This is a genomic window from Leucobacter faecis (assembly GCF_054456635.2).
In genome coordinates, this window is the sequence record NZ_JBTJEP020000003.1 from 21335 (window position 1) to 36444 (window position 15110).

At 67.3% G+C, this 15110-nt stretch carries 12 protein-coding genes; 6 read left to right on the plus strand and 6 right to left on the minus strand.

All coding sequences use genetic code 11. The annotated features are described in order from the left end of the window. Nucleotides 1–9 precede the first annotated feature (9 nt). Complete coding sequence (locus ACXR2T_RS03130) at nt 10–1215, plus strand: DUF4192 family protein (protein WP_458837865.1); 1206 nt, start codon at nt 10–12, stop codon at nt 1213–1215. On the opposite strand, the gene ACXR2T_RS03135 is transcribed toward ACXR2T_RS03130, so the two are convergent. From ACXR2T_RS03135 to ACXR2T_RS03155, 5 genes are all read right to left on the minus strand, one after another. After that, entirely contained in the window at nt 1181–2329 is a 1149-nt protein-coding gene (locus tag ACXR2T_RS03135) for a cysteine desulfurase family protein (RefSeq protein ID WP_458837866.1), read from the minus strand. The genes ACXR2T_RS03130 and ACXR2T_RS03135 overlap by 35 nt on opposite strands. Continuing rightward, a complete protein-coding gene (gene nadC, locus ACXR2T_RS03140; protein WP_458813562.1) occupies nt 2326–3174 on the minus strand; it encodes a carboxylating nicotinate-nucleotide diphosphorylase in 849 nt (282 codons plus the stop codon). The genes ACXR2T_RS03135 and nadC overlap by 4 nt, the downstream gene beginning before the upstream one ends. Then, nucleotides 3168–4754, minus strand: a complete 1587-nt coding sequence (locus ACXR2T_RS03145; protein ID WP_458837867.1) for an L-aspartate oxidase — start codon at nt 4752–4754, stop codon at nt 3168–3170. Before ACXR2T_RS03145 ends, nadC begins: the two co-directional genes overlap by 7 nt. Continuing rightward, nucleotides 4751–6121: a quinolinate synthase NadA gene (gene nadA / locus ACXR2T_RS03150; RefSeq protein ID WP_458837868.1), complete on the minus strand. Its 1371-nt coding sequence runs from the start codon at nt 6119–6121 to the stop codon at nt 4751–4753. Before nadA ends, ACXR2T_RS03145 begins: the two co-directional genes overlap by 4 nt. A gap of 104 nt (nt 6122–6225) precedes the next feature. Beyond that, on the minus strand, nt 6226–7122 hold the full coding sequence (locus ACXR2T_RS03155) for an NUDIX hydrolase (RefSeq protein WP_458837869.1): 897 nt from the start codon (nt 7120–7122) through the stop codon (nt 6226–6228). 383 nt (nt 7123–7505) lie between these two features. On the opposite strand from ACXR2T_RS03155, the gene ACXR2T_RS03160 reads away from it, so the two are divergent. The 4 genes from ACXR2T_RS03160 (at nt 7506) to ACXR2T_RS03175 (ending at nt 12781) form a co-directional block, all read left to right on the plus strand. Next, the gene (locus tag ACXR2T_RS03160; RefSeq protein WP_458813570.1) at nt 7506–7709 is read left to right on the plus strand and encodes a cold-shock protein; all 204 of its coding nucleotides are present in this window, start codon (nt 7506–7508) and stop codon (nt 7707–7709) included. A 159-nt stretch (nt 7710–7868) separates the two neighbouring features. Continuing rightward, nucleotides 7869–9932, plus strand: coding sequence for an oxidoreductase (locus ACXR2T_RS03165; RefSeq protein WP_458837870.1), 2064 nt, complete (start codon nt 7869–7871; stop codon nt 9930–9932). Between the two features lie 9 nt (nt 9933–9941). Next, complete coding sequence (locus ACXR2T_RS03170) at nt 9942–11309, plus strand: M20/M25/M40 family metallo-hydrolase (protein ID WP_458837871.1); 1368 nt, start codon at nt 9942–9944, stop codon at nt 11307–11309. Then, nucleotides 11306–12781, plus strand: a complete 1476-nt coding sequence (locus ACXR2T_RS03175) for an MFS transporter (RefSeq protein WP_458837872.1) — start codon at nt 11306–11308, stop codon at nt 12779–12781. Before ACXR2T_RS03170 ends, ACXR2T_RS03175 begins: the two co-directional genes overlap by 4 nt. On the opposite strand, the gene ACXR2T_RS03180 is transcribed toward ACXR2T_RS03175, so the two are convergent. Further along, nucleotides 12738–13334 (minus strand): TetR/AcrR family transcriptional regulator, encoded by a 597-nt coding sequence (locus ACXR2T_RS03180; protein WP_458837873.1) that lies wholly within the window; start codon nt 13332–13334, stop codon nt 12738–12740. The two genes, ACXR2T_RS03175 and ACXR2T_RS03180, sit on opposite strands and share 44 nt — an antisense overlap. 97 nt (nt 13335–13431) lie before the next feature. Between ACXR2T_RS03180 and ACXR2T_RS03185 the strand changes: the two genes are divergently transcribed. Then, a complete protein-coding gene (locus tag ACXR2T_RS03185; protein WP_458837874.1) occupies nt 13432–15102 on the plus strand; it encodes an ABC transporter substrate-binding protein in 1671 nt (556 codons plus the stop codon). Nucleotides 15103–15110: the final 8 nt, after the last annotated feature.

Below are 15110 nucleotides of genomic sequence, written 5' to 3' on the forward strand. Positions count from 1 at the left end.
GATCGGGGTATGACCAATCACACTGCTACCTCGCCCCAGGTACTCAAATGTTCGGGCACCGCCGATTTTCTCGCGGCACTCCCCCAGCTCGCTGGGTTCACCGCCTCCCACAGCATCTTCGTGCTGTTCTTTGACGGCGCTCGCACCCGCGAGGCCATGCGGGTCGATCTACCGGCGGGCGACGACCCGCACGAGACCGCTGACCTGCTCGAATTCTTGAGCTACGCGATTCGCTCGTTCGGTACTGCGAGCGGCCACGCATCGGCGCCCGCCATCGCCATCATGTCTGACCAAACCTTCGCCGAGTGCAGCGGCCCGCCCTGGCAACGCCTCGCCCGCCGCATCGAGCGCCGGCTCAAACGCGACCGCATCTACCCGCGCGAGCTGTGTGTGCAGGCGCCCGACGGCTGGGTCAGCTTCCTCGATCCCGCGGCGCCTCGCAGCGGGCGCAGCCTCACAGAGATCACTGGCAGCCCGGTCGCTGCGGCGACCTGCCCCGAGCACGCACGGGTGCCCTCGCTCGCTGAGCTCGGCGCGCTTCCACCCCCTGATCCGGATCGTATGCAGCGCGCCGCCGCGACGCTCGCTCGCCTGGATCACGAGGCCGAGGCTCGCGGCCGGGCCCTCGGTGCGCTCGCAGCGCAGCGCGCCCGTGTGAGCCTCGCACCCGACGCGACCCGTGCGCTGCGCAGCCCCAGCACGCCGCTTTCTCCCGAAGACACGGGTGTGCTCGCCCACGTGCTGGCCGAGCCCGGTAGCTGGTGGCACGTGTCAATGGGTGTCATTACGCGGCCAGAATTTCCCGCGCAGTTGGAGCACGAATTTGGGCTACTCACCGACGGGAGGCTACCCATTGACGACCCACCGACCGCACGCAGCGAGGGGGTACTCGTTGCGCCGAACTGCTCGATGCTCAGTCTGTTTGCGTCGGTGGGACCCGAGTTCACCGAGCGTGACCGGCTCGCCCCGCTGCGCCCCAGGTTGGCGCGTGCCCTCGCAGATCTGCCGGCGGTCGCCCGGCCCGGAGTGTTTGCGCTCAGCGCGCTGGTGTGGTGGCTGTGCGGCAATCAGACGACCGCAAACAACCAGGTCGATGCTGCTCTTGAACTCGCGCCGGGGCACGACGTGGCGCGCATGGTGCGCAGACTCGTCGCCGTGCCCGTGTTGGCGCGGCAAATGGTTACGCCCGGCCAGTCTCGCGCTGCAGTGTCGTGACGATGCGCTGGGCGTGGGCGGGTTTAAGTGGCTGTGCGAGGGTGAAGCGCAGCGCCGTGTGCGCGACCTCGGGGTCGAAGCCCATGGCGATTAGCGCGGGTGAGGGTTCGTCGTGCCCCGCCGCACACGCAGACCCCGACGACACCGCAAAGCCGGCGGCATCGAGTGCGACGAGCAATGACTCACCGCTGACGCCGGCAAACACGAATGAGGCGTGCCCCGGTAGCCGCTCGGTGTCGTGGCCGGTGAGTCGCGCTCCCGGTATCTCGGTGAGCACGCGCCGCACCAGCTCGTCACGACTCGCCATAACTGCGAGGGTCTGCGTGCCGAGGCTGGCGGAGGTCGCGGTGACCGCCGCGGCAAAACCCGCTGCCCCAGCGACGTTCGAGGTGCCCGAGCGTCGCCCGTGCTCTTGGCCACCGCCGTGCAACAAGGGCTCGAGCTTGAGCCCGCCGCGCACCACGAGCGCGCCCACACCCTGCGGTCCACCGAACTTGTGCGAGGCGACCGAGATGGCGTCGACGAGTGCGCCCGGCCATCCCCCCTCCCCCAGGTGCACGGGCAGTGCCGCCGCGGCCTGCACCGCGTCAGTGTGCACGAGCGCACCCGCCGCCTTCGCGGCGACCGCGATAGCTGGCAGCGGCTGCACCGTGCCCACCTCAGCATTTGCGAGCCCAATCGTAACGAGGGTGGTCTCGGGTCGCAGCGCGCGCTCAACGTTCGCGGCGCTCACACGGCCGCGCTCGTCAACCGGCACAGTCGTGAGTTCGTAGCCAAACACTCGTTCCAGGTAGCGGCAGGTTTCGAGCACCGAGGGATGTTCGATACCAGTGGTCACGATGTGTCTGCCGCGCGGGTACGCGAGCGCCAGCCCGATGATGGCGAGGTTATTGGCCTCGGTGCCGCCCGAGGTAAAAATGACGTCTGAGGGTCGCGCCCCAAAGTGCGCCGCGATGTCGCCGCGCGCCTGTGCGACCGTAAGGCCCGCCGCGTGCCCCGCCGCGTGCACGCTCGACGCATTCGCGGCGGGGGTGTCAAACACGGCGTTCATGGCGGCGCGCGCCTCGGGCCGAAGCGGCGCCGTGGCGGCAGCGTCTAGGTACCGATCGTTCACGCCGCATCGAGCCCAATGTCGAGGGACCTGGCCCCGTGCGTCAAGAGTCCCACCGAGATCACATCGACGCCCGTCTCGGCGATACCACGCACGGTTGCAAGCGATACCCCACCGCTCGCCTCGGCGATCGCACGGCCGTCGATAACCTCAACCGCGCGCACGAGATCTTCGTTCGAGAAGTTGTCGAGCAAAACACCGGTGACGCGCGCGTCGAGCACGGCGGGCACCTGGTCGAGCCGGTCGACCTCGACGATGATCGAGGTGGTGTGGCCCGCGCGGTCTCGCAGCCCCTGCAGTGCTTTCGTCGTGCTGGCGTCGTCGACGGCGCCGAGCGCGGCGAGGTGGTTATCTTTCACCATGATTGCGTCAGACAGCCCAAAGCGGTGGCTCGAGCCGCCGCCCACCCGCACGGCGTGCTTTTCAAGCGCGCGCAGGCCCGGGGTCGTTTTGCGTGTGTCGGCGATGCGCGCGCGGGTGTGCGCCACCTCCGCCACAAAGCTCGCGGTGAGCGTCGCTATGCCGCTCATGCGCTGGCTCAGGTTCAGCGCGATGCGCTCCCCCGTCAGAATGCCGCGGGCCGGGCCGCTGATCACGCCGAGCGTATCGCCCGCCACAAACGGGGTGCCGTCGGGCACTAGCCCCTGCACCTCGATGCGCGCATCCGTCTGCCGAAACGCCTCTCGCACCAGATCGCCGCCGGCAAACACTCCGGGTTCACGCGCTTGCAGCCTGGTGGTCATCGTGAGGGATTCGGGGATCGTCAGTTCAACGGTGAGGTCGCCCCACGGGGCGTCCTCGGCGAGCGCGTGGGTGACAACCTGTTCGATGATGGTGCGAGTTAGCAAGGTGCAAGGCTCCTTCGAGCAAAATCTTCTGGGTGAATGGCTGGTGTCGTGGCGACCCGAAACGCTCGGCGCTGGGCCTGTGCGAGGTCTTGGCTGGGGTGGTCTGTGCGCTGGTGCCCACCGCGCGACTCGGTGCGGGCCAGGGCGGCATGTGCGATTAGCGTGGCAACCAGTGCCGCGGGTCCAGGCAGGCTGGCGAGCTCGCGGTGGGCCACCGTGATCCCCGCACCTGAGCGCTCGATTCCGAGCTCCGTGCTCAGCAGTCGCCCGACACGCGCACGTGTGCCCGCGACGGGCGCGTGCCCCGCAGGCACCGTCACCTGCGCGCCGAGTTGGGCGGCCTCGGCGCCGCGAACGAGCTTCGGCATCGCACCGCCGGCATATCGCCACGCGTGATCGGCGGTGAAAGCTGCGGCTGCCGCGCCCGCCCGCTGCCCAAACACGAGACCTTCCAGCAGCGAGTTAGAGGCGAGCCGGTTCGCCCCGTGCACGCCCGTAGATGAGGCTTCTCCGGCCACGAACAAGCCGGGCACGCTCGAGCGGCCATCGAGGTCGGTCGCGACACCGCCCATCGTGTAGTGGGCGGCGGGGGTGACGGGAACAGGCTGCACGGCCCAGTCATAGCCGTGCTGCTGCATGGCCCGGTCGATGCCCGGAAATAGCCGACCAAGGCTGCCCCTGCCGTGTCGGGCCTCGATAGGGCGTGCATCAAGAAATACGCCGTCTACACCTGTGTCGCGCTGCACCCGGTGAATCTCACGCGAGACGACGTCACGTGACGCGAGTTCTGCGGCGGGATGTTTTCCGACCATAAAGCGATCACCTGATTCGTCGAGCAGCACCGCGCCCGCGCCGCGCACGGCCTCAGAGATGAGCTGCCCGGTGCCCGAGAGCACGGTGGGGTGAAACTGCACAAACTCGAGGTCGGCGACAAGCGCCCCTGCTACGGCCGCCGCGGCGATCCCTGTGCCGCGCGCGCCCGCGTGGTTCGACGTCCGATCGTACAGCGCGGCATAACCGCCCGTCGCGAGCACGACCGCGCAGGCAGCCAGATGTTCAACGCGGCCGTCTTCGCATCGCACGGTGGCACCCACAACGGCCCCCGACGCGACCAGCAGCCCCTCAAGCTCGGCACGCTCGACGACACGCACGTCGCTGGGCAGCTGCCCCACGAGGTGTTCCTGCATGGCGGCGCCGGTGCGGTCACCGCCCGCGTGCACGATCCTGTGCGCACCGTGCGCACCCTCGAGCCCGAGCGAGATATCGCCCGAGGGGGCACGATCCGGCGCAAAACCGCGCGCGATCATGCGCTGCACCGCGCTCGCGCCGTCGGTAACTAGCGCCCGCGCCGCTTCAGCGTCGACGAGCCCCGCGCCAGCCGCAACGGTGTCGGCGAGGTGATCTGCCGGACTATCGCCCGTGCCGAGTGCCGCCGCGACACCGCCCTGCGCCATCGCCGTGCTGCAGGCGTCACCGAGCGCGAGCGTGCCCGCGGTGACGAGCGTCACCTCGGCGCCCGCGGCGTGTGCCGCCCGGGCCGCGGTGAGACCCGCGACGCCCGCGCCGATGACGAGAATCACGGGCGGGCCGCGAGCATGCGTTCAAGCGCAACGCTCGCGTCACGCGAGACATCGTCTGCGACGGTGATGCGGTTGGGCGTCTCGCCCGCGACGAGCGATTCGAGCGTCCACGCGAGGTAGGCGGGGTGAATGCGGTACATCGTCGAGCAGGGGCAGATCACCGGGTCGAGGCAGAAGATCGTGAGATCGGGGCGCTGCTCGGCCAACCGGTTCACCAGGTTGATCTCGGTGCCGATCGCGAGCACCTCACCAGGCTTTGCCGCTTCGACCGCCTTGCGAATGTATTCGGTCGACCCTGCGCCGTCGGCCGCATCGACGACCGGGGCGGGGCACTCGGGGTGCACGATCACCTGGACACCCGGGTAGTCGGCGCGAGCCTTATTGATCTGGTCGACGGTGAAACGCTTGTGCACCGAGCAGAAGCCGTTCCACAAGATCACCCTGGCGTCTTGCAGCTGCTCGACGGTGTTGCCACCGCGCGCGAGGTGCGGTCGCCACAGCGGCATCTGCTCTTCGGTAACGCCCATGGCCTTGGCCGTGTTGCGGCCCAGGTGCTGGTCGGGGAAGAATACGACGCGCTGGCCGCGGGCAAACGCCCACTCGAGCACCGTGTGCGCATTTGACGAGGTGCACACAATGCCGCCGTTGCGGCCGCAGAACGCCTTAATCGCGGCCGAGGAGTTCATGTAGGTGACGGGAATCACGGGCTGCAACTCGCCTGCGGCGTACTCGGCGCCTGGGTCGAACTCGAGGGCCGCCGCGAGCTCGCGCCAGCAGTCTTCGACCTGGTCGATCGTCGCCATGTCGGCCATCGAGCACCCCGCTGCCAGGTTCGGCAAGATGACGGCTTGGTCGTCGCGCGAGAGGATATCGGCGGTTTCGGCCATGAAGTGCACGCCGCAGAACACAAACGCTTCGGCGGCGGGGCTGCCCTTGGCGGCCTGCGCGAGCATAAACGAGTCGCCCACAAAGTCGGCGTACTGCACGACTTCGTCGCGCTGGTAGAAATGGCCGAGAATGTTCACCCGGTCGCCCAGGGTTTCTTTCGCCGCGACGATCCACTCGTGCAGTTCAGCGTCGCTCGCATCGGTGTAGCGCCCCGGCAGCGGGCCCTGACGGGGGGCGTCAGCCGGGATCCCGTCGCCCACCGAAGCGCCCGGCCCGTAGCCCGGCGCCTGATCGATGCTCCAGGGGTCGTCGGCAAGCTCGGTGCCGCAGGTCGATGCGCCCGTCGACGCCAGTTTGATGGGCTTGCGATGCGCAGGGGCCTGCGGCCGCCCCGGAGGGCGGGTCGCGCTCTCGCGCTGCCCCTCGCGCTGGTTCTCACGGTGAACCGCGCCTTGGATCAGGTCGTGCACGCTCGTCATTGCATACTCCTTCGTTGAAGTCTTGATGTGAAGTCTTGATGTGAAGTCTTGATGCGAAAATCTGTTGTGAGGTCTGGGGTGAAGTTTGGGGTGAGGCCGTGGGCTTACGGAGAACCCGGCGGCCCGCCCGCAAAGCGGTAGAGCTTAGCTGGGCGATGCCTCGTACCCGATTCGACGCCCCCCGTCTCCTCGAGCGTGCCCTGCGCGAGGGCCTGCCTTCGAAAGTTCGCCGGATCCACCGTGCGGCCCTGAACCGCCTCGTGCACGCGTCGCAGCTGCGCGAGCGTAAACGACTCGCCCAAGAACCGGTGCGCGACCTGCGCGTACTCTGTCTTGCTGCGCAGACGTTCGAGCGCGTGAGCCACAATCTCTGCGTGATCAAACGCCAGCTGGGGCAGTCTGTTCGTCGAAAACCAGGCCACGTTGCTCGCGGCTTCATCGGGCAGCGAGCTCAGCTGCAGCGTATCTATTGCGGGCTCAGGCGCTGTGTCGCGCTGCCCCGGCGACTCGCTTTCCAGCGGCTCCGGATCGTCCCACCGCCGTGCACGGTTCTCCTGAGCTGAGCGCTGCGCCGTACTCGGCGACGCCACGTTGCGCCCAGCGGCATGGCGCTCGGCCTGTGCCAACGCGGGTCCGTTGTAGAGCGCCCAGTACGCAATCGTCACCAATCGCTGTGCGTCAGCCGAGCGTTCGACACTCCCAAACGAGTACAGCTGCTCCAAATATCCGGGGGCACCGCCCACAGCGTCTGTCAACGTTCGTCGGGCGGTGTCCGAGAGGGTCTCATCCCACTGGGTCGCGCCACCAGGAAGCGCCCACCGATCAAGAAATGGGGCGCGAGTGCGCCGCACGAGCGGCAGCCACAAGCCGAGTTCGTCGCCCCGGGGCTCTGCGTGCCCGGGCGGCGCGAGTGCAAACGCGATCGTTGAGACCGCAACGGCGGGCGGCAAAAACCGCCGTTCACTCGCACTCAGTGCCGCGTAGTCCACCGTGGCCTCCACTCGCTCACACTTAAAGTCACCTTGACCATAAGCTCGTCACGTGAACAACAATACGCCCGCATCTCGCGATGTCAAAATCTTTCACCCGGCAATGCCGCCTGCCACACCCCGCACGGCCCACCGCACGACACGCCGAAATACCGCCCCTAAACCGCGGGATTCACACAACAAGTGAAAAGAAAAGACACAAACGGGTCACGATACTGTCGCCGCACACGAACCGTAGGATAAGCTCACCTGCAAGACCAGTAATGCCGAACGTAGGGAACTTCCAGCACGTTTTAAGCCGCGTTCGCGTGGCAATGCTTCACCAGTCTCCACGTCGGCACCGTCGCCGTGGCACCACGGGCTCCAAAGCCCAGCAATAACAAAGGAAATACAGTATGGCCACCGGCACCGTGAAATGGTTCAACTCTGAAAAGGGCTTCGGCTTCATCACCCCCGACGAGGGCTCGTCTGACGTGTTCGCACACTTCAGCGCCATCCAGGGCAACGGCCGTCGCGATCTCTTCGAAGAGCAGCGCGTCGAGTTCGACATCGAGCAGGGCCCCAAGGGTCTGCAGGCGAGCAACATCCGCGCCATCTAAGTTCTTTCCGCTCACCGCAGCGTGAGTGATTGACACCTAAGGGGGGTGGGGCTTCGGCCCCACCCCCCTTAGGTTTTGTACACTCGCTACATCGTGTTCGACGCCGGCACCCATCACACGCTACGTTCGAGTAGATTCCGAACGAACGGTGCACACCCTATGTCAACGAAGACACCTCTCGCCGCGCCCACCCCGCGGCCGCAGTTTCCCCGCCTCTTTGAACCCCTCGATCTCGGGTTCACAAAGCTCCCCAACCGCATCATCATGGGGTCGATGCACCTGGGTTTTGAAGACGCCGAGGGCGGGCACGCAAAGCTCGCCGCGTTCTATCGAGAGCGCGCCGCACAGGGCCCCGCCTTGATCATCACAGGCGGTGTCTCCCCCAACGCTGCTGGCAGGCTCAGCCCGCGCGAACGCGCACTCGACTCAGATGCAGGCATCGCGGGCCACCGTCTCGTCACCAGCGCGGTGCACGAGGTGGGCGGCCGCATCGCCCTGCAACTATTGCACGCTGGTCGCTACGCGGCGCATGAAAACCTCGTCGCGCCCAGTGCCATTCAGGCCCCCATTTCACCCCTCGTTCCGCGCGCACTCAGCGACGCCGAGGTGGACCGCACCGTCGACGACTATGTGAGCGCCGCGCTTCGCGCGCAGGCCGCAGGCTACGACGGGGTCGAGATCATGGGCTCCGAGGGGTATCTGATCAATCAGTTCACCGCCCCGGTCACCAACCACCGCACCGACAGGTGGGGCGGCAGCCTCGAGAACCGGTTACGTTTTCCCACCGAAATCGTGCGCCGCGTGCGCGCGGCATGCGGTGACGCCTTCATTATCGTGGCCCGCATTTCAATGCTCGACCTGGTAACCGGCGGGTCAACACTTCCCGAGGTGATCGAGCTTGCTCAGCGCGTTGAAGCCGCGGGCGCCAGCATCATCAACACTGGCATCGGTTGGCATGAGGCCCGCGTTCCGACCATCGCGAGCCCTGTGCCACGCGGTGCGTTCGCGTGGGTGACCAAGCGACTCATGGGCGAGGTGAGTGTGCCGCTCATCGCGGCAAACCGCATTAATATGCCCGCCGAAGCAGAAAGTTTGCTCGCACAGGGCGCGGCCGACGCGGTATCACTCGCACGGCCGTTTCTCGCCGACCCCGATTTCGTCGCGAAGGCACGGGCGGGCACCCCCTGGCGCATCAACACCTGCATTGCCTGCAACCAGGCGTGCCTCGATCACGCGTTCGTGGGCAAACCTGCCTCGTGCCTCGTCAACCCGCGCGCTGGCCACGAGACCGAGTTCACGATCGAGCCGGTCACGCACCCGAGAACGATCGCGGTTGTGGGCGCGGGGCCCGCAGGGCTCGCCTGTGCCGCCACCGCCGCCGCCCGCGGGCACCGCGTCACACTGTTCGAGGCTGCCACCGAACTGGGCGGACAGCTGAACATGGCCCTGAAGGTGCCCGGCAAGAGCGAGTTTCGCGAGACACTGCGCTACTTTACGGGGCAGCTGGCAGAGGGCGCCGTCACCGTGCGACTCGGCCACCGCGCAACCCCAGGAGATCTGCAAGGCTTCGACGAGATCGTTGTCGCGACAGGCGTCACACCGCGCCTCCCCGCGGTGCCCGGGCTCGATCACGCGAGCGTTGTGAGCTACATCGATGTGCTGCGCCACGGCGCCGCCGTGGGCGAGCGCGTCGCTATCTTGGGCGCGGGCGGCATCGGGTTCGACGTCGCCGAGTTTCTCACCGACGAGCACCCCGCAGACCCCCGCGACATCGACGCGTTTCTCGCGCACTGGGGCGTTGATCCGGCGTCGCCAGATGGCTTCGCCGAGCAGCAAGGCGCAGGCGGCCTTGCCCGCGGCCTGCCCCGCCGCTCAGTGATCATGCTGCAGCGCAAAGACACCAAGCTGGGCGCAGGACTTGGCAAGACGACCGGTTGGATCCACCGGGCCGAGCTCGCACGCCGTGATGTGCTCATGATTCCCGGCGCCGAGTATGTAGCGATCGATGATGCCGGGCTCACCGCACGAGTGGGCGGCAAACTGCGCACGTTCGAGGTCGACACGATCGTGATCTGCACTGGGCAGGACTCGGATCGCACGCTGCACGCGGCGCTCGCGGCCGACGGCGTCTCGGCCCACTTGATTGGCGGCGCCGACCGGGCGGGCGAGCTCGACGCAAAACACGCGATCGCGCAGGGCACCAGACTCGGCGCGACGCTATAACCTAGGGCCATGGTAGACACTGTCGTCCCACGAACCGGCGCGGCCGAACGGCTCTCGCGCATGATCCAACTGCGCACGGTCTCGGCCGAGCTTGGTGATTCAGGACCCGGCGACGCAGGGTTCGCGCCGTTCACCCAGTTTCTGGCGCTACTCGAGGCTGAGTATCCGCTCGTTCACGAGCGGCTGGAGCGCGAGCGCATCACCGACCTCGGGGCGCTGTACCGGTGGCAGGGCCGCGACACGAGCGCGGACCCGGTCGTGCTAATGGCGCACTTCGACGTCGTGCCCGCGGCAGAGGCAGACGGCTGGCGTGTACCGCCATTTGCCGGCGTCATCCAGGACGGTTTCGTACACGGGCGCGGCGCCCTCGATGACAAAGGCCCTCTGCTCGTCATGCTCGAGGCCGTCGAGAACCTACTCGCGGCGGGATTTACGCCCGAGCGCGACGTGTACATCTCGCTCGGAGGTAACGAGGAATCCTACGGCGACGCCGCACGAGCGATTGCACAAACGTTTCAAGACCGCGGGCTCACACCTTGGCTCGTGCTCGACGAAGGCGGGGCGGTCGTAGCGGCTCCCCTCCCCTTTGTGCGCGGCGAGGCCGCGATGATCGGGGTCGGCGAAAAGGGCGCCACCACCGTACGTTTGTCGGCCAGCGGTGCGGGCGGCCACGCCTCGGCGCCGCCCAGCATCACCGCGGTGGGGCGCGTCGCACGGGCCGTGTCACGGCTCACACCCGGCATGTTCGCGGCGCGCACGCCGCTGGCAGTGTCAACGATGCTCACAAAGTTTGCGACCCGCACGCGTGGCCCGGCCCGGTGGTTCTACCGAGCCCTCGCAGCGTCACCGTGGCTCACCGCGAAGCTATTCACGCGGCTCGGAAGCGAGCCCGCCGCCCTCGTGCGCACCACCGTCGCCCCCACCATGCTCGCGGGCGGGTCAGCCCAGAATGTGCTGCCGGCGCAGGCGTCTGCGACCATCAACCTGCGCATCGCCCTGGGCGAGAGCGTCGCGGGCACCGCGCGGCGGCTACGCCGCCGCATCGGTGACCGGCACGTGCGGGTCGAAGTGCTCGAAGCGGGCGAGCCGTCCCCCGAGTCGAGCGCCGAGAACGCGCAGTTCGCCCTACTGTCTGCCGCCGTGGCGGAGTCGCACCCGCAGGCGATGCCGGTGCCGTACGTGATGATGGCGGCCACCGATTCCCGCTACTTTCACGCTTTTGCTCCGGCCTGCTACCGGTTCGCCCCGCTCGCGATGCCCGGCGAGCTGCGCGCCACCATTCACGGCGTGGACGAGCGCGTCGAAATATCTGAACTCGTGCGCGGCGAGGTTTTTCATCGCGCACTTATCCAATCGATTCCAGGGGGTGCCCAGTGACCGCAGGGCACCGATCCGGAGCAGCAGGCAAAACCGGCGGCAAGGCGCGCCTCGGCGTGCTGGCGAGCGTCGTGGGATTTCTCGCGTTCGTCGAATACACGAGCGGGTTTCTGCAGGGGTATTACACGCCAATGCTCACCGACATCGCCCGCCACCTGGGGGTGCCCGATGCCGACGTGAACTGGCTCGAGGGGTCGCAGCTGATGCTGTCAGCGCTCGTCGTGCCAGCGCTCGCAAAGCTCGGCGACATGGTGGGTCACCGGCGCATTCTGCTGTGGTCGACCGCGATCACGGGGCTCGCCTCGCTCGCGCTGCCCTTTGCACCCAACTTCGCCGTGTTTCTCGCGTGCTGGACGATTCAAGGTTTCTACGTCGTGTGGTTGCCGCTTGAGATCGCTCTGGTTTGGTCGCGCAGTCGCGGCCGCGAAGGGCGCGGCGCGCTTACGGCAAAGGCGGCCGGAATTCTCGTCGCGGCGCTCGAAGCGGGCGCGATCAGCGGGGCGCTCATCGGCGGGCAGCTCATTGACACGCTGCCGCTGTTACCCGTGCTGCTGATTCCGGGGCTGCTCGTGGTGGTGTGCTTTGGCGTGATCTTGTTTGGCGTGCAAGAGTCTGAGCATCAGACCGGCGGCACACTCGACACGGTAGGCATTGTGCTCGTGTCGCTCGCGATTCTCGCGTTCACCGGTGGGCTCAGCCTCATGCGCCTCAACGGGGTCGAGAGCCCCCTCGCCTGGATTGTCACCGTGCTCGGGCTCGTGCTTGTGTGGCCGTTTACGATGTGGGAGCTGCGCCACAAAGACCCGGTCATCGATGTGCGCATGTTTCGCTCGCCGGCGCTTGCTCCGGTATTCCTCACGGCCGGCCTGTTTGGCATGAGCGTGCTCGGGGCCCAGGCGCCGCTGTCTACGTTCATGCGCACCGACCCTGCGGTTTACGGGTACGGGATCGGCGCGGGCGGCTTCACCACGTCGCTCGCGATCGGGGTGTACCTGATCGGCATGATCACAGGCGCGCTGCTGTTTCCGCGTATCGCGCGCGCTGTGACACCGCGGCTCGCGCTCACCTTCGCGGCGGTGCTCGTGGGGGTGGGCTACCTGATGTTTGTGCCGTTTCACGGCTCGTTTAGCCAGGTCGTCACGAACATGTTTATCGCCGGTATTGGCTCGGGCGCGCTCGTCGCGGCGCTGCCCGCCGCGGCCGCTGCTGGCGCGCCCGATTCGCAGACGGCCGTCGCGACCGGGCTCACGAACTCGACGAAGACCGTGGGCGGCGCGGTTGCTTCGGCGATCTTTGGGATCGCGCTCATGCACGGTGCGACCGGTGCTGCGGCCGGAACAGACGCGACCGCCGGATCATTCGCAGGCTATGTCACCGTGTGGCTCGTGTGTGGGTTGTCTGCGCTCGTGGCGGCGGCCGCACTGTTGTTCATAGTGCCGAAGACCGCGTTTCAAGATCGCCGCCCGGCATAAGGCGGTGCGCCCCGGCGAATGCCGCCGCGATCTCGTCGTTGAGACTGTGGCGGCCCGCACCGCGCACGGCCCACGACCACACCGCCGCAAATAACGCCGCCGCGTACCCGCCGCCCGCAATCTGAGCGTCAAGGCTGCCCACACCGCTTCGTTCAAGCCGCGCGGCGATCGCGTGCGCCACGCGCAGTTGACGGTCGGCGCGGCCCCTAGCAAGCTCTACCTCTGCTCCCATCGTGCGTGCGTCGACGATCGCGAGTGCGAGTGTATCGGGCCTATTACCCGACGCCGCGGCGGCGAGCGCAGCCTCGAACGTGAGGTCCCGTGCGTCGAGGGCCACCTCAAGCGCATCAAGGCGCTCATCGAGCACAAACCACAGGGTCTCTGGCTTGCTCGTGAAGTAGTTGAAGAAGCTTGCGCGGCTCACCCCAACACGGCGGGTGATCTCGGTAATCGAGGTGGCCTCATAACCGCACTCAAGAAAGAGTTCGAGCGCGGCGTCGGCGAGCACCTCGCGGGATGAGGCGGGCGGACGGCCGCGTGAGGGAGTGCTCATGCCACCACTGTATCGGCGCATCCGCTACACTCGCATTTGTTATACCCGAGCTAACAAAGCCGTATTTGGCAAGTTTTCGCAGAAGAGAGCCACACACATGCAGTCTCGCCCCACCTCGACACTCACGGCCGCCATCACCTCGGCCTGCGTGATCGCCACCCTCGCGCTCACCTCATGCGCACCCCAAGCAGACGGCGCACAGGCTGAGCCCGGGCACGGCGGCACCCTCGTGTACGCGACCGGTGACGCAGAGCCCACCTGCCTCGACCCGCACGTGGGCGGCAACTACCCGCAGGCGCTCCTTTCGACGCAATACCTCGAGCCACTCGTGGGTCGTGACGCAAACGGCAGCATTCAGCCCTGGTTGGCCGAGGCGTGGCAGGTAAGTGACGACGGCCTCACCTGGGACCTTACGCTCGCAAGCGACGTCACGTTCACCGATGGCACCCCCTTCGATGCGGCCGCGGTGAAGGCCAACATCGAGCACCTACAGGACCCCGACACGCAGTCTTCAACGGGGTACCTGGCCACCGCCAAGATTGCGGGCATCGAGGTCGTAGACCCGACGCACGTGCGGTTCACGCTCTCAGCGCCTGACTCGGCGCTGCTCGAGTCGCTCAGCCAGCCCTGGACGGCCATGCAGTCGCCCGCGGGCATCGAGCGGGGCATGGACGCCAACTGCAAGGCACCCATCGGCACCGGCCCCTTCGTCGTTGACACATGGGAGCCGCAGCAGCGCGTCACCCTCACACGCAACGATGACTACGCGACGAGCGGCCCCGAGGCTGACCACGAGGGCCCGGCGCATATCGAGCGCATTGAGTGGCGGTTCATCCCCGATGCCGCCACGCGCCAGGCCGCCCTCGCTTCGGGCGAGGTGCACGTCATCGATAACCCGCTTCCCACCGATATCGCGGCGGCCGAGCAAGCACAGCAGGCCCAGCAGTCCCAGCAGGCCGGCATCGAGCACATCAATGCGCCGCGGCCAGGAGCGGCCGCCCGCATCGAGTTCAACAGCAGCCAGGCTCCCTTTGACGACCAGCGCGTGCGCGAAGCGTTCGTGAAGTCGGCCGATCCCGGCCCCGGCATTGACACCCTGTTTAACGGCACCGCGACGCAAACGTTCTCGCCGCTCGCCAGCACCGAGCCCACCGCCGTGGGCGACGAAGCGCTGTTCGCCACCGATCCGGCAGCAGCAAAGAAGCTGCTCGACGAAGCGGGATGGAAGCCCGCGGCAGACGGCGTGCGCGAGAAAGATGGCAAGCGCCTCACGGTGCGCTTTCCTGTAAGCACGAACCAGTCGACGGCGGCAGAGCAGTCGCTGTTCGAGCAGATTCAGGCGAACACCCGCGCCGTCGGCTTCGACGTGCAGCTCGAGCCCGTCGACCTGTCGACCTGGTACGAACGGCTCGCGACCCACGAATACGAGGCGGTAAGCGCACCGTACACCAAGGTGGGCCCCGACGTGCTGCGCATCATCTACCACTCCGACAGCATCGAGCCCGCGCCGTCGGGCTACTTCGCGAATCTCGCGCAGCTGCGCGACGATCAGGTCGACGCGCTGCTCACCGAAGCTGCCGCCACCAACCCCGGCGCCGAGCGCGACGCGATCTATGCCCGGGCACAAGAGCGCATCCTCGCAGGATACGCGCTGCTGCCGCTCTACGACCAGCAGAACCACTTTCTCACACACAACGTTCGGGGAGTCACCACGCTCGGCACCGTAGGCACGCCCACGTTCATCAACGCTCAGCTCACCCAGGGCTAAGCGAAGAC